We start from the raw sequence: 19,898 nt of genomic DNA on the forward strand, positions 1-19,898 counted from the left end.
AGCGTTCGCCATCCTCATAACTGCTCATCATCTGTTCCCTCAGTTGCCTTCTGGCGCAGCCTGTGGCCATCTGCCAACGTTCGTTCGACTTCCATCTTTGACCGCCCGAGCTCGGCTGCGTCCTTGCGCTTGTGCCATTCCCTGAGGTCCAGGAGTATCGGCCGTGTACGCCTGCCCAGCATGAGTGCCGTGCCAACAGGCAGCCGACGGATCTCATCGAGCCGAATGACAGGACTCTCCCTGATCTGCTCGCCGTCCTGCCGGCCTTGGGAAGACCAGGAACGGGTATTCAAGATGAGGCTTCTCTCCCCCAGCAGGCCGGCCAGGGAACGAAGGTCACGTTCATCGGAACCCCCTCCGAAAATGACCTTGATAATGGCCGAGTCCCAAATGGTGGCTGCCTCCTCAATCGACCAGCCGGTACGTGCTTGCGAAAGCGACTGCAGCACCACCAGCGTGGAGATTCCTATCCCGCCTCCATCGGAAAGAGCGACGGGCAGGCCAGGCCATGGGGCCAGGTTGGCGATCTCGTCGAGGATGAGCGACAGGGGCGGATCCAGCCGGCCGCCGGGCGACACGAAGGCCACCTCGCGGGCCGCGTTGTCGATGTCGTCGATGAGCGCGGAAAGGTACGGACCCGCGGCGGCGGCTCCAGCCCGAGTGCCGATCAAATAGAGGGTGCCGCGCTCACGGATAAACGCCTTGGGATCAAACTCCTCGGACGCTTCCTGAGGATCCAAAGCAGCCAGCACTTTAGGCGACGACAGCGGCGCTACGGCGGCCGATACACCGATCCACGAATTGGACGTGTTCCTGGGGTCGTCCTCAAGGATCCCCATGAGATCGGCCTGCCATCCCAACGCCGCCCCAGGACGACTCAGCACTTCCAGCGCTTCCCGGGCCAACACGGGGCTCGAGGACCACCGGCGGAACGCACGTACGCCCTCCCCAGACAGGGCCGCAGCATGCAGCAGACACTGCAGAACGATCAGCGAGCGCTTTTGCCACGCCGCATTCTCGCCCTTCATCTCTGTGTCAGCTGTGATCACCAGCGCCCGTCGGGTGGCGATGTCGGGATCCTCACATCCGCGCACCGGCGACCACCGGAGCGTGGAAGGCAGGCCTGACATCCCCTGCGGGTCGAATACCGTCACGGGTCTTCCGCCGGTGGCTCGCGCCCGCATCGTCACCACCAGGTTGTCGGCGCGAGTGGACGTCGTCACTACGGCGCCCGGTGCGTCGAGTATGGCGTTGATGACCACATATAGACCCTTGCCGGAACGGGGAGCGCCCTGAATCACCATGGACTCTTCAGTCGACACGTGGACCGTGACGCCATGCGATCGCCCAAGCGTCCATGACACGTCCTCGATTTTGGGTTTGCTAAGTCCAGGCCGGGTGAACTTTCCGCGTCGTCTGACCGCTCTGGCACCGAAATCGTGAAGGATCTCGGCACGTCCGGCGATTCCGTCTCGCTTCAAGATGTCCTGGCGAAGCCATGCTCCGGATTGCTTCCATCTTCGCCAGCCCAGGATGGAACCGACCGCGAGCCCAGCGACAAGGAGGAGAACCGGGCCTACTACCCACCACACATCGCCACTGCCGACGCTGCAGGTGGGGGCCTGCAGCAACACCCAGTCGATCCGGTCCATAACAAGCCCGACGGCGGCTGCCGGACTGAAGGGCGAGGGCTTCCCCGCGCCGCAGCGCCAAGTCACCACTATGGTGGCTGACGCCTGAACGAGAAGGCATAGGCAAAAGTAGCCGGCCATAGCCACGAGACCGGCGGTCACCAGTGGGCCGCTAGTCCCCCCGCGTGTCATGGTTCCCACTCAAATCATCCGGTCGTCAGTGCCGAAGACCTCCAGCTCGTCAGTGGTGACCCGGTTCGCGACGATGAAGGAACGGTTACCGACCTTCCAAAGTCCAACGCCCTTGGGAAGGTTCTCCACATGCTCACATTCAGCCTCGGTTAGTCCCAGGGCTTCTTTGGTCAGGCGCATGGCGTCATGTTTTTGCCGGTAGATGATCCGGGTGTCTGCCTCGGTAAGCAAGCCAAGGGCCTTTTGCCGATGCCCGCTAGTGCTGTCGCCAATCTCGTTGAGGTCAGCCACCTTGTGCATGATGAGCAGGTTCGCGATTCCGTAAGTGCGTGCGAGTCGCCATTGCTCGCTCATTTTGGCGAGCATGTAAGGGTCGGCCAGCATTCGCCAACCTTCGTCGTAGACCACGAGCCGCTTGCCGCCGTCGGGGTTGGTGATCGCCGCCTCCAGCCAAGTGGCGCCGCACGCCGCTGCGAGGGATAGCGCCTGTTCGGAAGCACCTATCAGGGCCGACGTATCCATCACCATCATTGGGGCGTCAGCATCGAAGGCTACGGTCGAGGGAGCGTCGAACATGCCCTCCAAGTCGCCGGACACGGTGCGCCGTAATGAGTGGCTGACAGCCAGGCCGCCGTCTTTGCCGACAAGCCCTATCGTCTCCTTCGACGGGTTCAAGAGGTGGTCCAGGACCATGGGCAGCGTGGGATTCGAATTCTGGGCGACAGTCTCCATCAGCGCCATGTCCAAGGCGGTGTGCTCGACTGGTCGCAACGGCGTGCCCTGCCGCATCAGGGAAACTAAGGCAACCAGCAGATGCCTTCGTCGTTGACGCACCACAGCCTGCCACTGTGGTTCCGTCAAAGCGCTAGATCTGGGTCCGGCATCGAGAGGATTGACCCGTGCGGAGCGTCCTGGTCCCACCGAGATGACTTTGCCGCCAACTGCTTTGGCCACGGCGACCCATTCGCCTTTGGGGTCAGATGCGACGGCAGCCTTACGGCCTAGCGTGATCGACCGGGCCACGAGCGACTTTCCGCACATGGACTTACCTGTGCCTACAGTCCCGATGACAACAATTGAGGGGCCACTGATGACGCCTTTGTCGTAGAGAATCCACGGATCGTAAGAGAAGGCGCCGGAGCCGAAAACGTCAGTGCCGATATATGTGCCTTGGTGGCCCAGGCCTGATTCGGTGATGAAGGGGTAAGCGGCGGCAAACGTCATGGTCGAAGCGCGGTGTGGTGCCGGCCGCAGGCGATGCGGCCCGCGCAATGAATTTGGCTCTCGGCTCCCCCAGTCACTTCCTAGCTGAGGCGTGTCCAGCCGTTCGCCGGCCAGGTCAATGAGTCGACGCAGAACTGACGCGCGCGGTAGACGGTTGGCGAGGCTCTCCTGCCGGCGTCGTTCCATCCGCTCCTGGCGATTACCTGACGGCGTGTAGCGAACGGTTTCTTGGGTTCGAGTCATCGTAAACCTCTTCCGAAGGGCAGTGCGCCCGCGACGTAGGCCGCCCATTGCTGTCCGGCCAGCAGGCGCAGCTCAACGAAAGCTCCTGCTGCCGCTGATTCCAGTTCCTGCCTGTTGCGGGCCAGATCGTCGAGCGTGGCGGCCGAAATGGTCACGTAGGCAGCGGGGCGGACGTCACCGTGTCCGGCCACGATCTCCTCCTCCCTTTGGGCCACTTCTTCTTCCTCGGCCTTTTGCTCGCGGGTGAATGGTCTGTCGAAGCGAGTGTTGATCCGTCGTCGAGTTTCATGAGCCTCCTGGGCGGAACGAATGTCCCTCAGAGCCTCCACAGTGGAAACGGTTCGGATCACTTGCGTTACGGTGTGGCGGAACTCGCCCACATAGATCAGCGGATGGAGGAATCCGGGGAACACTTTTTGCCGCGGCCACTCAGCGATCCAGAACGTCTGATGAAATCCTGAGTCGGTGCGCACATACGTCCAGTGTTCCTCGACCGCCATTGGCCCCGCAGCCAAAGCTGGCGGCTCGGGATCGACATCGGGTTCGCGGTCTGCGGGGGCTGCCGGGAGTTCTGCCCTTGGGTCCCTGTGCGGTCTTGCAACTGCTGCTGGATCGAATGCGCCGTGAACGACATCGAGGATGCCGTCCTCACGCAGCCACTCCTCGACCTTTACGCTGTGCGTTCCCAAGGCGGTGCCCATGGCCTCGACCTCTAGTCGGAGCACGCGCTCGAGACCGGCCATGCCGCCACCCGACTCTTTGATCCGGCGTCGGGCCTTTGCCGTGTCCACGACAACTGCCACCAGAAGGTCGTGGCTCATTGTAGAACCGGCGGCTGCCATCAGGTCCTCATAAGCCTGTTCACCCCATGTCAGCGCACGGACGGCGTCGGACTTCCGCGGCACGCTGCGGTCATAGAAGTCACGGAGGGCCGTTGAAGGGTAGGGAACGGTGTAGTCCTGCACGGCGATCCTCGCGATGCTTGACCGCTGGGCCATTCCAGCCTGCACGCGCGACCAGGCCTGTACGGCCCACGCCTTGTCATCGGCGTCGAGCAGGGCGAAAGACCTTGTGGTGCAGCGCAGCACCGCTATCGCTTCCCTGCCCTTGGGATCCACAATGAAGCACTCGCCTTTAGCCGCACGACGGAATTCCAGATTCCCGAGGCCGCCAGGAAGTACGAGCCGCCCAGCGAGAAGTGCGGTTTCGGGCCGTGCCAGGAAGCGGGTCTGCCTGATTGCAGAGCGGTAGAAAAACAGGATGATCTGGGTGGCCCAGATCGGATAAGGGATCCGCGAATACTGCAGGAGACCGAGCAGCATCAGCGACAGCCACATGGGTCCGGAGGTGAACAGGCCGCTAGGTCCACCGGTGGCAGAGGCCACACTCCCCGTAAAAACCCCGGCCGCGAGCAGCAGCAATTGGTACCACTTGAGTCCCATGAACAGACCGCGACGTTCGTAACGGGGAAACTTGACTGCTTCGAGAGTCCGTGAACTTTCAGACATCGGATTTACCACCTGATGGAGGTTCGGCTACTGGTTGGGGGTGGACTGGAGGCGGTGGCGTCGCCGGCATGTTCAGTACCGGATTCCCGCGGTCGGGAACATGAGATAGCTCGGGCCGCTCGGTATCAACAGCGGCGTTCCTTGGGCTCACCGCTGTGGCTAATCTTGATGCGGACCGGGCGTGGCTACCAGCGGCTTCACGCCCGGAACCAGGGGCCTCCCATGACTGTGGAGAGAGCATCCCGGAACTTGGACCCGTGTCGTCGAAAGTGGGAGCGAGTCCGCCAGACCCTAGCGACGGCGTCGGAACGTGCGAAGACACCGACCTTGGCATACCGGCCGGCAGCGTTCGCGTTGGGAACTGTCCCCGGCTCGATTGGATCGGCCGACTCATTGAGGAGCGCCCAATCATCGAGGCGAGGGTAAGCCGGCCGCCTGTCTGGCGGCTTATCTGGCGGGCGGCAACGCTACTGCTCCGCGATAGAACGTGCCCGCCACCAGCAGTTTGCGCCGCTGCAGCCAACTCGCCGCCTGCAAAGCTGACGAGCCTCAAGGCCATCAGCGGCGCGCCACAAGCCAGGACCATTCCGACAGTGCCGGCAGCGAGTCCGGCGAACGACGTCGAATCCGCAAAGAGCTTGATTGCCACTGCCAGCACGGTCGCAGCGAGCGGTTTCGCGAGCAACAGGGCAACGACAATCTCACACCAGCGCCTTGCCCATGTCTTCGTCTTGTCCCACGGCATAAGCATTAAAGCGACTGGCGCGACGGCGGCAAGCACAATGAGTGCGAACGATCGGAAGATCATCGAGCACATGAGAATAAATGCCAAAATCCATACAACGATGACGGCCATCGCAGTGACAATCACCCCTCCAGCGGCGCCCCCCGCTGTGCCTGGAGCCAGCGAGAAGACATTCCACTCCCTGTCGGAGCCGACTGGTGCACGCTCGAAGCCAAAGAGCAGCATGAAGACCACATAGGGATCCGTTCCCATCGAGTCCAGAAGTGCAGTCGACGCGGAGTCGCTGACCTTAGTGAGCTGACGAACCAGGTAAACGGCCCCGGCCACCATGGGTATTGCAGCTGCGCCGCCAACCAGCGCCCTGACCATGCGTCGCGGTTGTTGGCTAATCAGACCCGAAAGTAGTTGGAGGATCATCGCGACGACCAAGGGCGTCATCATCACAATGACCCACCAGTTTGTCAGGCCTCGGATGGAGCTCCACTGCGAATCGTCGATCTCCGATGCACTGAAAGCGCCTGTGATGAAGGCCCACATCCATGACGCAATATTCTGAAGAATGTTCGCGAAGAGGGAGGTGATAGCGCCCTGAACACCATCGTTGGCCTGCGAGACGAGTCCGCATCCGGGCGGCCACCAGCCATTGAGGTCACATTGAACTGGCATAATCGACTGGACCTAGAACCCGAGCGGGAACGCACTCTGGGACCAGAGGATGTAGCCGTTGATGCCGCCCAGGATCGCGGCCACCGGGCCTGTCCAAAGCAAGATAGATCCACCGCCTGAGGCGAGGCGCGACGATTGACTCAGCTTGCCGGCCAAGAGCATCGCGGCCCCGATGATCGCCACGATCGCAATCACAATGAATGCGCCGACCAGGATCCCTCCGCCGATCTGCTTTAGGGATTCAAGAAAAGGGAAATTCGCGTTTGGTGTGATCCCAGGATCCACCGCTGCCAGAAACATCTGGTGCTCCATCCGTCGTTTTCCAGTGGAATGAGCAGTTTGAGCTCACGACTTCATGGAGCAGGCTGGGCGTAGCGACATGACGGCTCGCCGCAAAGCGACGGGGAAATGGAACAGTCGGATGATTGACGAAGGCCTGTCTGCTAATGGCTCACATACCGCGCCCGCCCAGCGTACATTCATGGCGTCTACGCGCCGATCGTGGTCGTCCCGGCACGAGTGGCTACCTGTCTGGAGCGCTACGCCGGCGAAGCGAGCAGCGATGTCCCACGAATACCTCCAGACCAAACCCAACCAGGCACTCCAGTCAACGGAAACCGCACGAGCCAACCGCCGGAACGAACTCACCAAGAGTCCGTTTGGGCCGGAAGGGTCCACCACGTGCAGGACGCCATCTCCTACCGGGATGCTCAGGACAGTGCCAGCAGTATCCCCGGTGAATGTTAGAACAGGGGGTGGGTCGGTCGGGCCCGTGTTTCCCCTGTTCAGGCAAGGTCTCCCGCATTCAATGGGCTCTTGGCACGGCGATCAAGTCGACCGTGCCGAGCTTGACCGGAGGACGATAGCGACCTTGCGAGAGACCAACTGAGAGGAGCTTGATTGACGAACGTTCAGGAACGAGGTGGGTAGGCATGTGCCCTGGTCGCATCGTCCTCGCTCGACCACCACCGTCCGTTTGACATACGAGTAATCGGGTACATGGATGATCATCGCGTGGGACGCGGGCTCGAGCTCGGTCACCATCACCCGTTTCAGGCTGAGGCCGCCGTCAACAAGACCGTGACCCCGCCCGTTAAAAGGCGATTTGGGACGCATCGCTGGTCGTGATCATTAGATGACCTGGCATACTCCGTCGGGGAAATCTCATTGGACCGCTAGTCGGACTGGTCCAGTCAATGATTGCCCCGTTATCAGTTGACCTGCAGGACCGTTGGGTCAGGCGAGTTTGGTCACCTGGTAGGTGTGGCCAGCCGCACGGAGTCGCTGCATGAGCACGTTGCCGAGTGCAGTGGCCGGTGTCAGCGACCCTTTCGCGGTCGGCAGCCGGTCACCGTCGAGGGCAAGAGCAAGTGCAGTCTCCCCTGCCATCACGGCGGTGGCGGCATAGCCGGGATCACCGCGGCCAGCAGCAATCGCCTGGTATCGGTGCCCGTCCTCGGTGCGGGCGGTCACCTGGGAGTGGAACCAGCCCACGCGCTGCGTGCTGGTGCTCGGACCCGCACCCGGTGCCGGCAGACAGCGGTCGAGCACCCCCCGGGTCGGCGGGAACGCCATCGCGCCCATGAATGCCCGGAGCCCGAGTGCCATTGCCCTGGCGATGACCGCTCCTGCCGGTCCGCGGGCCACCCCCATCACCTCGCCGTACTGAAGGGAGCGGCCGTAGGCCCAGCCCTGCAATGCGTTGCTGCGGCGCACTATCCGAGTGTTAAACGGGGCCATGATGAAAGGCGCGGTCCAGGTGCCGTCATCGGAACGTCTCACAGGACCGGCGTCAAGAGGCTGTTGCGTCGTCGGCTCCCGTGTGCGGTCGGGGCTCAGAGCATAGGGGTCCGCGGCTAATGACCTCAGGGCGGTGCTCGATCGCATCGCGTCCAGCTGCCCGCGCATCGATTCGAGCGCGCCTCCGCTGATGCCAGCCTTGGCCGTAGCAACGAGTTGGACCTCGACCAAACCGCCAGCGCCATCGGCTTCTGCCGCCTGATGAAGCAACAGTACAGCGAGGTCGGCCGGCACGGAGTCGTAGCCGCAGGAGTGCACGATCTTGGCCCCGCTCGTCCTGGCCAGAGCGTCGCAGCGATCGATCGCCTCCCGGATGAAGGACACCTCACCAGCGAGGTCGGCGTAGTGGGTACCGGCCCGTGCGCAGGCGTCGACGACAGGTAATCCGTGTTTCGCGTATGGACCGACGGTAGTGAAGAGCACCCGTGTGCCCGCGGTCAGGGCGGCGATTGAGTCCGCGTCCTCCGAGTCGGCTTCGATGAGGGACCATCCGTGCGCCGCGACCGGCAACTGCGACCGAACCGCCTCGAGTCTGGATCTGGACCGGCCCGCGAGTCCGACTCGCATCCCGGCCGGTGCATGCTCAGCGACGTAGACGGCGACCAGTCGGCCAACGAAACCCGTCGCTCCGTAGAGAACGAGGTCATTTTCCCGAGAAGAGTTGTCCATAACTGCAGCCTTTCACAGCGGCAACTAAAGCTGACACACGGCTCCATACTTTGATCCTCGGAACAACCGGAACTGATCTACGTTCGAACGGGAAGTCCGGTCCGCCCGTCCACAGCCGGGGACATTTCTCGTAGGTTATCCACCGCTACTGCTGCCAGGGAGCTACCCCGACGGCTCCCTGCTCAAGCCGTGGATAACCTGAATTGACACGCGTTTGCCCCACCGAGGCCGGCTGACGAAAGGTCTATTATCGGCGTTCGATTCGGGCTGTCATTAGGGCAGGAGAATCACGCAACTGACGCAAATCGCGTCCAGAACGTCCACGATGGCACAAGCTGCCTCAGGCGCGCACAGCAACCGGGGAAGCGCAGGATTGCCGAAGTCACCAATACTCGAACCCTTCAACACAGTAACCATGCAGAGTGAAGCGGCGCTCAACAAAGAACATGCATTAAAATTTTCGATCGTAAAAAATCCGTGACATGCAAGGTAAATTCTGGTAGCTTGCCGCATAGACGCCGACTGGTGTTCCACCCTAAAAGAGAGGCCCCACATGACACTGCACCAATCTGGCTCCGGCGGTCAGTCCTTCACAGCAAAGGTCGAGGATCACGCTCTCACCCCCGTCCCCCTGTCGGAAAGAAAGTCCGGGTGGGGGTTGATGACCAATACCGCCGGGATTGCCTCGACACTTGTCCAGGTGGCTATCGGCGCTGCTGTTACCATGATCGCCGGCGTGTGGTGGGGCATTCTAGCCGGCGTTCTCGTGGCCGTATTTGGCGGGGCACTGGGGTGGCTAGTTGGCCACGTTGCCTACGTTTCCGGCACCTCAAGTACTGTGACTGCACGCTACTACGGGCTCGGACGTCGGGGTTCGGTTTTGGCTTCCCTCATTTTCGCTTTCATGATTCTTGGATTCCTGGCCTTGGAAAACGCCCTTCTGTACTACGGAACCCTCTTCATGTTTGGGTGGACACCAAACCTGCTGAACGCAATCATCATTTATGGCATTCTCACTGCGATCTGGATTCTTCTCACGATCTACGGAATGAAGGTAGTGCAGCGGACCTCCATAATCCTTTTGATAGCGTTCGTAGTGCTAACTGTCACCATGGCAACAGTGGCTCTGGCGAACTCGCCGCTCTCCCTGGGTGCCATCCTTGCTTCCGGGCCCATTGGTGGTGTAGGGGACGAAATGAAGAACTTCGGACTCGTTGTCTCCATGCTGGCCGGGAGCGCCGGAGCTCTTGCCTTGGTTGATGCTGACTACGCCCGATATGCAAGGTCAACGCGCGACGTCGGGATCCTGGCCGTAGGGGGGGCGATCATGATTGACATCATCGTGGTTATCCTCGGTGCAGTCATCGTCCACGCCAGTGCTGCTTCAGTAACGGACTTCCTGACCCGTAACCCTGCTGCCGCGGACAGCCAGGTAGGAGATTCGATAGCGGAAAAAGTGTCGTGGATGATTGCCCACAATACGGGCGCTTACTTCATCATCATTTTCGGCGTCGTTGGGTTCATCCTTATGTATGTCGCACAGGTCAAAGCACAGGTGCTCAACACCTACTCAGGATCCCTGTCGCTGGTCAATCTTGTGGAAGGCCTGACTGGGAAGAGCCCCAGCCGGCTCAGCGCAGTTATAGCCGGTAACGTCGTGGCATTGCTGATGATCGCCGGAAACATCCTGGGACTGCTAGGCAGTTTCCTTGGCATCCTCGGTGTATCGACCACAGCGCTTGCCGGAGTAATCATTGCCGACTACTTCATCGTCAGAAAATGCAGGCCAGCCACAGGGACTGAAGCCGAGCCCGTGAACTGGGCCGGGGTTCTCTCGGTGATCTTCGCTACCGTCGTCGGCTCCGTTCTGTCCGAGACAGGAGTCACGCCGCTGGGCTTCCTCGTGAGCTTGGTTATCGTGATTGTGCTATATCCCGTTCTCCGGATATTTGTTTTCAAGGCACCGGATCAGGCGCCGATTTTGGTCACGACCCCTCAAACAGAGTCAGCCTAGCTGCTCTCTCACAAGATCCGTCACAGTCAGCGTGGGCGGAACAGTCCCAGACCCATTAGCTTGATGTCCGACCGGATTGCTGTCCACGACCCAGCCGCAGCATCGCAATTCAGCCTGGGAGCGCGAGCAAAGACATCAGGGCCCATTGCTAGGAACCCTTTGGCGGTGACGGCGGACATCTGTTTTATGTGACGATCAGTAGTCGCCGATCAGGCCGCTGCTTCCGAGATTCAACGACTTGGCGGGGCCACCCGATGGCGTGGTCACCGCCAGGTCGTTGAGGGCATTACTTACCCATATTGGTGCAGGGTTGCCTGGACAGTTTGGGGACTCGACCATCAACCGAGCCGATCACCGTGGGACGATCCTCCCCGAAAGTCCCGAACTAAAGGGAATGATTGCTCAACCGCCCGAGTAGGCCATCGGCCGCTCTTGCGGCAGCCCACCACAATCGTCACGGCTGCGATGGCAACGGACGACCACTGGCGGTTTCGTCGTGAGTCGCACCATAACCCGCCGATGCCGTGCTTGGCGATAACCTGCTCGTCCAGCGGAACCGGTCGCTGTTGCGCGGCCGCGGAACTCATCCGCATCAGCAGCGAAGCCTCATCATCCGTCAAGGACAACTCCTCGAGCGAATTCGACCACACCGTCACTTCCAAGGTCACCCGACCGAACAGATCGCTGACCATTGGTTTTGGAAGAAGCCCGAGACCCGAAGGGGACTGTGAATTAGACGGTGTCACTCCAGTGAGTTAGGATGTTCGGGCCCCTGTTAGCACTCCAGCGTCTATGCGATAGCTAATTTGTTTTCTTGCTTCCAGGTTTCCCAGTAGCGTTTCGGCGTCATGCCGTCCAGGGATCCGTGGGGCCGTTCATGATTGTAGATAGCTTTCCATTCCTCGGCCAAATAGCTGGCCTCGGCCATGGTGTCCATGATTTCTCCGGAGAGTTGTTCCCTTCTGAATTGGGCGTTGAAGGATTCGATGAAGCCGTTCTGCCAGGGTGATCCCGGATCGATGAACGCTGTGTCGACGCCGGCGGTGTTGCACCACTCGATCAGGGCGGCGGCGGTGAATTCCGGGCCGTTGTCACACCTGACGTAGGTCGGTGCGGTGCCGGTTTCGGCGATGATGTCCTCCAGCACCGCGACCACGTCCGAGGCTTTGAATGACCGGCGCGGAATGATGGCCAGCGCGGTGCGGGTGTATTCGTCGATGACGTTGAAAAACCTGATGTGCCGCCCGCAGGAGGTCACATCCGATTGGAAGTCGAAGCTGACCACATGCATCGGGTACTCGGCTGTGAGGCGCTTCTGCTCCCCAGCTCCGGGCCCGGTCCGGCGCTTCTTCCGCGCACTGGGTTTACAGACCAGACCTTCGTCGCGCCAGAGCCGTCGGATCCGCTTCCTGTTCAGCGCCACACCATCCCACTCCGGCTGGGAAAGCAGGTGTGCTAGCGGGCCTTCCGCCAACCCCATGCCGGATGCTTGCCGGCGACTGCGCGCAGGGCCGCACGAAGCCGTGCTTCCTCGAAACCCATGTCGGGCTTCTTCTTGCGGAACGCAGACCGATTCTGCCCAATGACCTTGCAGGCAAATCGTTCGGATGCCCCGAATTTCTCCACCGCCATGCGCACGGCACGGCCGCGGGGTTCGGGGCTCAGAATTTTCCCTTCGCGACCTCGTTCAGGATGTCGATGGCCAGTTCCTTCTCTGCCAGCAGACGCTTGAGCCGGGCGTTTTCCTTTTCCAGCTCCTTGGTCCGATTGGACGCCTCGGCGTTCTTCTCGGATCCGTACTGATTCAGCCACCGGTACCAGGTCGCTTCGGTGACCTGGAGCTCCTTGATGACCTCGACCATCGGGCGGCCGTCATTGAGCATTTTCTGGCCCTGCCGGACCTTTGCGATGACCTGCTCGGGGGTGTGTCTGCGTGCCATGATTCGTGAATTTCCTCCTGTGTCCATTTTCGGACACGAAACTCACACGAACACTGGACTTCTACCTTGGGACCCAACCAGATGCGAAGTACTGGCTGCGGGTGGTCTCGGAGATCAAGAACCGGGGCACCCAGAACTGCCTGATCGTGGTCTGTGACGGGCTCAAGGGCCTGCCCGAGGCCGTCGCCGCCGTATGGCCCGGGCGGGTCGTCCAGACCTGCATCGTGCATTATGCTGCAACTCGTTCCGCTACCCGGCTATGGACGAATGCGTGGGGCCGAGTTCGTGCCCTTCCTGCAGTTCGACCGGGAGATCCGCACCATCATCTGCTCCACCAACGCGATCGAGAGCGTCAACGCGCGCATCCGGGGGCCGCTTTCCGACCGAGCAGGCGGCGCTCAAATGCGTCTATTTGGAGCTCATGAGCCTTGACCCCCACTGGGACAGGCCGGCAACGCTGGTCAAACCGCTGGAAGGCCGCCCTCCTGACGGGGCGGGGAGTCCGGCTTTCTTTCTTTTTGGAACATGAAGAGACCGGTTCGATGATGGACTTGGTGCGGGTATAGACGGGCGGGCCCTTCTTCGTTTTCCGTTTGCTGCCCATCCGCTCCCGACCGGTGGCCTGGGTGAGGATCCTTCCCGGGGAGAGTTATGCCCGGGGTCCCGGGTCTTCTGCTCGGCCTCTTTGCGTGCTTTGGCTGCTGCGTTGTCTTCGAGCTGTTTGAGGGGCCGCGTCTATCTTCGTTAGCCGCGACTGCCGGTCGGCCAACTTCGGTGGGAGCCCGTCCCCGCGTTTGTCCGCCTCAGAACCTATATCCTAAATCTCCCAGCCACAACAGCGACTGCTGGCCCCCCTCCTAGTGAATTTATGCCCACATTTGCGCGTAGGAGTGGGAACAGAGCTCTATTACTGTTCCCCACGGGTCTTCGCAGTAGACAACCGCGTAGCCGTGATCAGGGTTGATGACTGTGATTTCTGACCTTTGTCGTCCGCCCCCCTCAACTATCCTGTCGATCGTAGTTTTGATGTCCATCGAAGTGATTGCCAGGTGGTAGATGCCAGTCTTCCAGAACTCAAAATTGTCGGTGCGTTTTGAGGTTTCCGGGGAAGTGAAATGAAAAAGTTCGAGGCCACCACCGTCTTCCCAGACGAGATGAGCGAAGGAGAATTTACTGAACCCGACTCCATAGATTGCGGCTGCTGCCCTTCCCAAATCGGTGTCATCTTCGAGAACTTCGATGGGTCCGGCAAGTAGCCGCATACCAAACGTTTTTTGATACCACTCAATGGCTGCATTGATATCGGGAACGGTGACACCAGCATGTGAAAAGGTGGGGTTTTGAAACATCTAGACTCTCCTAGGGTTTTGCAGTTCCTGCTTTGACTAATGGGTTGGCGGACTAGATCAGTTTCTCTGCCACCAAGTGTCCCGAACCGCCGGAAAGCCCAGGGCCCGGATGCGTGGATGCGCCGATGTGCCATAGCCCTTTGATTGAGGTCTGGTGGCCAGCCGCCTCGGGAAATGGACGCCACAGGAGATTCTGAAAAAGTTCGGCTGATCCGCCATAGGGGTCGCCTTCGACCGCATTAGGATTCGCTTGCGCCAGGTCGACGGGCGAAAGGATGTCCCAGGCCAAGACAGTTTCTCGGGTCCCAGGTGCAAACTCTTCGAGCCTGGCCAGAACCCGTTCCATGAACCCGACCTTCAGTTCCTCGGACCATCCTTCACGTACTGAAAGCGTGCCACCAGCATCTCCGACAGGGGTGAAGGGAACTTCCTGCAGTTGCAGCCAGAGCGTCGCTTTGCCCTCCGGCGCTCTGGAAGGGTCCAGTACCGATTGCTGACCGACGACCACCGTTGGACCGGCCGGCAGGAGGCCCGCCTCTGCCTGAGCGCAGGCAATCCCTGTGCTGTCTGAACCGTTGCTCAAATGAATCAATGGGACGGAGTTCAGCCTCGAATCCAGCCATTCGACTGGTTTGTTCAGGGCAAGGTGAATCTGCATGGCCCCTCGGCCGTTTTGATACTTCTTTGAAGCCACTACGAGGGAGGGATCTGCATCGGCAAGTAACTTTCCATACAGAGCCTGCGGGGAAACGTTGGCTAGCACTGTACGCGAGGCAATTGTTTCATCCGATGTCGATAAACCAGAGACCCTGCCCGCCTCGACGTTGATTTTTTCAACATCCGCGCCCAACAGAATGCGTACACCTTTGTCTCGGAGCAACGTTTCGAAGGCAGCCACGAAGTTCGATGCTCCGCCCTTTACCACCGGCAGTCCGAAGCTGTGCATAGTGAGGGCCATGACCGGCAACATGACCCCGCCGGTGGCACTGCCGGGGTTAAGGCCGGCGTGAAGTAGCCAAGGCGACCACAGCTGATCCGCTTCCCATCCGTCGAATCGACTTCGGATGTAGTTCCGCCCACTCATTAGGGAATCACGAAGGAAACTCTCGTTTCCCCGCAATTTTCCCCTCTTTAGAGCACCAAAAGCGATACCAGAAACTTCCCTGACCGATCGCAGCTCCGCCCCGAAGGCCCCAAAAACGGTACTGGCATTCTTCGCGAGATCATCCAGCATCTTCAGGTAGGCGCCTTCGTCCTCCGTCGAACTCAAACCTGCGGCCGTAGTTTTGGGGTCCCTGTAAGCCACGGCAACACGGTGGTTTCCAGTTTCCGGATCAATACCTGCGCTAGCAGTCAGAGCACCATCCGCGTTGCAGTACTCCAACCCACGGGCATGCAGTTCCTGCCCGAGTCGCTTATAAGCTTCACCGGCAACGAAGAGGGGGTGCCAAGATGAGAAAGTGTCATGGATGTAACCCGGAATAGTTCGTTCGGAAGAATGGATGAATCCGCCGAGCCGATCCGAGCGCTCGATGAGGCAGACCTGCCTTCCCGCGAGGGCCAGCTCTGCGGCCGCCACCAGCGAATTGACTCCGGAACCAATTATCGCAATTTCCTCGCGTGATCGCATGCTGTCCGTTTCCTTCCTAAACCCAGTGCGCTCTCCACTGGTCAGCTGCTGGCCCGTGAGCTTTCGCGACCCACAGTCTCGAATCACCTGTTGTCTTTCTCGATGGAAGTAATCAGTGATTGAACAGAATCCCTGCCTGACTTCATACGACACTTCAGTGACGATCGTTACCGATAATCTATATTTACTTGCATCGCCGCGGCAAGGAGGAACGAAAATCAGTCAGGGCGAGGAAATGCTCTCCGGAATGATCGTGATGCCTTGGATTTCGATCCGGGCCCCCCACCACGTCACCCTCGTGTCAGCGGCGCCGAACCGGCGGTCGGGCTACGCCTTCCTGCACAACGCCGTCGATGACCACTCCCGGCTGGCCTACACCGAGATCCTGACCGATGAGAAAAAGGAAACCCCTGCCGGGTTCTGGGCACGCGCCAACGCCTACTTCGAATCCTGCGGAGTCGTGGTCAAACGTGTGTTGACGGACAACGGGTCCTGCTACCGCTCCTACGAGCGCTACAACCGCACCATGCTCGATGAATGGGCCTACGCCAAACCCTACGCATCAGAAAGCGAGCGTGTTGCCGCTTTCACCGACTGGCTCCATCACTACAATCATCACCGAGGCCACACCTCACTCAAAGGTCAGCCACCGGCCAGCCGCGTCACTAACCTCTCAGGTCAATACACCTAGCCTTCTGGCCGTGGGGCTGGCGACGGGGGCCACGTGACTCGACGTCCGCCGAGCCTGGTAAGTGCCCGGCGGGATGCGTCGTCCACTGCTTTGGCGAGGGTTTGCAGATCTTCCTGCGGAAATTGCCGGTCTTCCATGGCTACTATCCCGTTGATGACAACTGTGCGCGCGTCCCGTCCCGACCCTCCGTAAACGAGGTTAGGCACCGCGTTGCCGAGCGGGTCAGGCCACCATTCGGGACCGGACATGTCGAAAATCGCAAGATCGGCGGCCTTCCCAACCTCGAGTGAGCCGATTCGGTCACTCCATCGGGCGGCGCGGGCACCTCCTATGGTGGCCATTTCGAAGACGTGAAATGGGTTCATGATCAGCGGGTCTTGGCGGGCGTCCTTATGGGCGCACGCCGCCAAGTACATTGTCCTGACCATGTCCAGGGAACGGCTGATGATTGATGCGTCTGTTCCGAGAGCCACGTTGGCTCCGGCGGCAACCAAGTCGGGGATGACGCCATGGGAGACCCAACCGTTTCCGCCTACGAAGCTCGATCCTGGACAGTGGGCAACCTGGGTGTCTGTGGCGGCCAGCAGTTCGATGTCCCCGTTGGGTATCCAGCCGATGTGTGCCAACAGGAGGTCGGGTCCGAGCAGGTTTGCCTTTTGCAAGCGGTGGATGTCAGAATTCCGGTTGTTGGTCGTTTCTAGTGACTGGCGGCCTATGAGGTGGGAGACAACACCGACACCGCGGGCTGCGGAGGCCTCGGCAACCCGACTGAGCAGGGCATCACTCGCAACTATGGGCATGTCGATGTTGTATGCAGCCCGGATCAGAGAGTCAGGGCCGCCGCGATATTTCGCCACGGTCTCCTCTGCGCCTGCGATGGCGTCTTCGAGCCCCTCTACGCGTCCCCCGAACGGGCCGGCGACGTCTGTCAGCTTGCGGGTGATGACTCCTCGTATACCTGTGTCAATGGCTGCACGTGCTATCGCGTCGGGTTGCGGTCCTGCGCCGTCGACGAATGTTGTTGTTCCGTGGCGGATCATCTCGATGAAAGAGGCTTTGGCGGCCAGGAAGGCGTCTTCGTCGTCGAGTTGGTCTTCGTAGGGAATGACCCGTTGACTGAGCCGCACAAACTGGGGGGTGTCGTCGCACATTCCAGGGATCAGGGAGTCTATGGGATGCGTATGAGCATCGATGAATCCTGGCACAACAAGCCCTTCGGGTTCGTCGATGTGCCGTACCGGCGCGAAGATGTCCACGAGCTCAGCACGCGGTCCTACTGCGACGATATTGCTTCCCTCGACTGCAATGGCGCCGTCGAAGAGGATCCTTCGTTCGGCATCGACCGTTACTATGCAGCCGGCCGTGATCAGCAGGTCGACCTTTTGTCGCATGTCCGATGTCATGTCACTCCGTTCAATTGTGTGGTTCACCAAAGGGACGTTTTTTGGGTGCAGACAGGAGTCTGCCGAATGAGCGCGGGTGACACTCCGAGGCGGCGTCGGAATACCTCGGTCATGTGTGCCTGACTGCAGAAACCTGCTTCATAGGCAATATCCGCGATCCTACTGCCGGTTTCGCCAAGCAGGCGGCGCGCCTGATGGACGCGGTATTGCATGAGGTACTGGTGAGCGGAGATCCCGAAGGCTGCGGAGAAGAGGTGAGCGAAGTGCACCGGACTAAGGTTTCCTGCTGCGCGGGCTAGTTCTTCGACTGAAAGCTTCTCCATGAAGCGTTCGCCAACGAGCCGCAGGGACTGCCCCAGCCGTGCATCTGGATGCGTCTTTGGCAGCGGCGCGGGTGCGTGGTGCAAGGCCCTAAGGGCCGTGGTAATGAGCCCACTGACTTCGTCCTTTGTCACCGTGCCCTGGAGCAGATTACGGCGGATTCCCTGGGCGGCAGTGGCAAAAGCTTGGTCGTTCAAGCGCTCCCGCATGACGTCCTCAAACCCGCCCACCATGGCAGGGTCTATTGTCAGCAACAGGTACTCGCACGCATACGCCTTCTCAATGCTGACTGCGGCGCCTGCAGGAACGAAGTAAAACGAATCAGCCGGGACAACTGTGTTGATCTTATGTCCACCCAAGTCCAGTGTGACGAGATTGGGCAGGAATTCTATGCCGATCAGGTGGTGATGCAGGGTAACTTCAGCCCTCGAGAAACCCTGGGGGTAATACAGGACGTACCCCGAGTCATGTACAGCCTGCCAGGGTGCCGCCGCAAGTGGCGGCACCCCCCGACGCGCTCCTGATTCGGGGGCCCACTCGGCGAAAGCGTCGATGTTCAACGGCGGACGCGCCATTCTACGTGCCCGGCAACAGGACTGGGGTTCAAAACTGCTGGCGGCCGGGAGCCCGGAGCCCGGCCTGTTCCAATTGCGGTAACACCGACTGGCTGAAGGCAGTCAGACCGCCCTCGTAGTCCAGCCAGGACATGAGGAACCCGTCTACGCCTGCATCCGAAAGAGCAGAGAGCTTTTCAGCAATGTCCTCAGCTGAACCCACGAGAGGATAGCCGCCGTAGCCGGCAGCCACAGCGAAACGCACATGCTGCACTACTTCTGGCGGCCAGGTCTCGGCGTTGCCGACGTTGTTTGCCATGAACGAATCCACTCCTTCGGCGTCGCCCTGATTCACCACGTAATCCTGGACATAGGCATCGGCCTGCTCACGGGTGTCACGCTGCACCACGTAGCATGACATCCAGACTTCGATCTCCTTTCCATGGATGTCCCGCGCCTGCCGGCGGTATTCCTCCACCTGGCGCCTAATGGCTTCCGGCCGGGGGTCCTGCGGGACGACAAACGCGATGTCACAATTTTTCGCCGCGAAGGCACGACCCCGTTCAGACCCCCCTGCATTCAACAGAGTCGGCCTGGGGAAAGGTGCGTGGGGCTGGGCGATGGCTCCTTTGAGCTGATAAAACGTGCCATCATAATCGAAGCTGCGCGGATCAGACCACAAGCGGTTGAAGATTTCGACCCATTCATCGGCGAGGGAATAGCGGTCATCGTGGCCCGGCATGGCGGTGCCGAACATTTCCATTTCGGCCCGGTACCAGCCGCAGACCAGATTCATGCCGAAGCGGCCGCCCGAGATCAGATCCACCGTTGCAGCAGACTTTGCCGCGATGATCGGGTGGACCGTTGCCAGATGTACCGTGCTGACCACTTCGATATGCTCCGTTACGGCGGCAACTGCCGCCGCCCAGGTAAAGGTCTCGAAAAGATCTCCTGAGTAGTGTCCGTCTTTGTGGAAGGGTTTCCACCTGGACGCTGAGACGAGTTTCTCGATGCCGAGACGGTCCGCTTGCTGGGCGATTCTCAGGTTATTCTCCCAAGTGGGTACGAACCTGTCCGGGTGATTTGTAAAGGCCGCACCCCCGTTTATGGCAAAAACTCCGAGTTTGAGCCGGTTTTCTGTGGGCTGGACGGTCGGAACGGATGAGGAAGCGGTTGAGGTGTACGTCATGGTTCTCCTGGTGAGCGGGGGCCGATTCATCGGCTCCGGTTGGAATATTGAGAGCCTACGCAGCGCCCCCCCGCCTGTGCTTTCACAAACCTGTGACAAGGGGCGCTGCGTAGGCAAAAGGGCGGCCGA

General features: G+C 60.3%; 13 protein-coding genes and 3 pseudogenes. 3 read left to right on the forward strand and 13 right to left on the reverse strand.

Annotated features, from left to right (window positions below; all coding sequences use genetic code 11):
• Positions 1 to 14: 14 nt before the first annotated feature.
• The 6 genes from QFZ30_RS11120 to QFZ30_RS11145 all read right to left on the reverse strand — a co-directional run bounded on the left by QFZ30_RS11120 (position 15) and on the right by QFZ30_RS11145 (position 8,678).
• Positions 15 to 1,823 (reverse strand): type IV secretory system conjugative DNA transfer family protein, encoded by a 1,809-nt coding sequence (locus QFZ30_RS11120; protein ID WP_307076172.1) that lies wholly within the window; start codon positions 1,821 to 1,823, stop codon positions 15 to 17.
• A 9-nt stretch (positions 1,824 to 1,832) separates the two neighbouring features.
• The gene (locus QFZ30_RS11125) at positions 1,833 to 3,047 is read right to left on the reverse strand and encodes an ATP-binding protein (protein WP_307076174.1); all 1,215 of its coding nucleotides are present in this window, start codon (positions 3,045 to 3,047) and stop codon (positions 1,833 to 1,835) included.
• Positions 3,048 to 3,286: 239 nt separating this feature from the next.
• Positions 3,287 to 4,798, reverse strand: a complete 1,512-nt coding sequence (locus tag QFZ30_RS11130; protein ID WP_307076175.1) for an SCO6880 family protein — start codon at positions 4,796 to 4,798, stop codon at positions 3,287 to 3,289.
• Complete coding sequence (locus QFZ30_RS11135) at positions 4,791 to 6,209, reverse strand: type IV secretion system protein (protein ID WP_307076177.1); 1,419 nt, start codon at positions 6,207 to 6,209, stop codon at positions 4,791 to 4,793. The genes QFZ30_RS11130 and QFZ30_RS11135 overlap by 8 nt, the downstream gene beginning before the upstream one ends.
• Positions 6,210 to 6,221: 12 nt before the next feature.
• Complete coding sequence (locus QFZ30_RS11140; RefSeq protein WP_267278722.1) at positions 6,222 to 6,509, reverse strand: hypothetical protein; 288 nt, start codon at positions 6,507 to 6,509, stop codon at positions 6,222 to 6,224.
• A 936-nt stretch (positions 6,510 to 7,445) separates the two neighbouring features.
• Positions 7,446 to 8,678: a saccharopine dehydrogenase family protein gene (locus QFZ30_RS11145; protein WP_307076179.1), complete on the reverse strand. Its 1,233-nt coding sequence runs from the start codon at positions 8,676 to 8,678 to the stop codon at positions 7,446 to 7,448.
• A gap of 661 nt (positions 8,679 to 9,339) precedes the next feature.
• On the opposite strand from QFZ30_RS11145, the gene QFZ30_RS11150 reads away from it, so the two are divergent.
• Positions 9,340 to 10,692 carry a purine-cytosine permease family protein gene (locus tag QFZ30_RS11150; protein ID WP_307076181.1) on the forward strand — a complete coding sequence of 451 codons (1,353 nt, stop codon included), beginning with the start codon at positions 9,340 to 9,342 and terminating at the stop codon, positions 10,690 to 10,692.
• A 338-nt stretch (positions 10,693 to 11,030) separates the two neighbouring features.
• Here the strand turns inward: QFZ30_RS11150 and QFZ30_RS11155 are convergent, their stop codons facing one another.
• Together QFZ30_RS11155 and QFZ30_RS11160 are read right to left on the reverse strand one after the other, a co-directional pair.
• Positions 11,031 to 11,384, reverse strand: a complete 354-nt coding sequence (locus QFZ30_RS11155) for a hypothetical protein (RefSeq protein WP_307076183.1) — start codon at positions 11,382 to 11,384, stop codon at positions 11,031 to 11,033.
• 98 nt (positions 11,385 to 11,482) lie between these two features.
• Positions 11,483 to 12,632, reverse strand: a pseudogene (locus QFZ30_RS11160) (IS3 family transposase).
• 68 nt (positions 12,633 to 12,700) lie between these two features.
• Between QFZ30_RS11160 and QFZ30_RS11165 the strand changes: the two are divergent.
• Positions 12,701 to 13,198, forward strand: a pseudogene (locus tag QFZ30_RS11165) (transposase); the annotation flags it as partial.
• Between the two features lie 300 nt (positions 13,199 to 13,498).
• On the opposite strand, the gene QFZ30_RS11170 reads toward QFZ30_RS11165, so the two are convergent.
• Positions 13,499 to 13,981: a VOC family protein gene (locus QFZ30_RS11170; protein WP_307076185.1), complete on the reverse strand. Its 483-nt coding sequence runs from the start codon at positions 13,979 to 13,981 to the stop codon at positions 13,499 to 13,501.
• A gap of 52 nt (positions 13,982 to 14,033) precedes the next feature.
• Positions 14,034 to 15,611: a phytoene desaturase family protein gene (locus QFZ30_RS11175; RefSeq protein ID WP_307076187.1), complete on the reverse strand. Its 1,578-nt coding sequence runs from the start codon at positions 15,609 to 15,611 to the stop codon at positions 14,034 to 14,036.
• A 313-nt stretch (positions 15,612 to 15,924) separates the two neighbouring features.
• Here QFZ30_RS11175 and QFZ30_RS11180 point away from each other — a divergent pair.
• Positions 15,925 to 16,302 (forward strand): annotated as a pseudogene (locus QFZ30_RS11180) (integrase core domain-containing protein); the annotation flags it as partial.
• On the opposite strand, the gene QFZ30_RS11185 reads toward QFZ30_RS11180, so the two are convergent.
• From QFZ30_RS11185 to QFZ30_RS11195, 3 genes are read right to left on the reverse strand one after another with little or no spacing between them, the layout of a single operon-like run.
• A complete protein-coding gene (locus QFZ30_RS11185; protein WP_307076189.1) occupies positions 16,299 to 17,705 on the reverse strand; it encodes an amidohydrolase family protein in 1,407 nt (468 codons plus the stop codon). The pseudogene QFZ30_RS11180 and the gene QFZ30_RS11185 overlap by 4 nt on opposite strands.
• Before the next feature lie 23 nt (positions 17,706 to 17,728).
• A complete protein-coding gene (locus QFZ30_RS11190; protein ID WP_307076191.1) occupies positions 17,729 to 18,586 on the reverse strand; it encodes an AraC family transcriptional regulator in 858 nt (285 codons plus the stop codon).
• 43 nt (positions 18,587 to 18,629) lie between these two features.
• Positions 18,630 to 19,769, reverse strand: coding sequence for an LLM class flavin-dependent oxidoreductase (locus QFZ30_RS11195; protein WP_307076193.1), 1,140 nt, complete (start codon positions 19,767 to 19,769; stop codon positions 18,630 to 18,632).
• Between the last annotated feature and the right edge of the window lie 129 nt (positions 19,770 to 19,898).

It is taken from the genome of Arthrobacter pascens, assembly GCF_030815585.1.
GTDB classification, from domain to species: Bacteria; Actinomycetota; Actinomycetes; order Actinomycetales; family Micrococcaceae; genus Arthrobacter; species Arthrobacter pascens_A.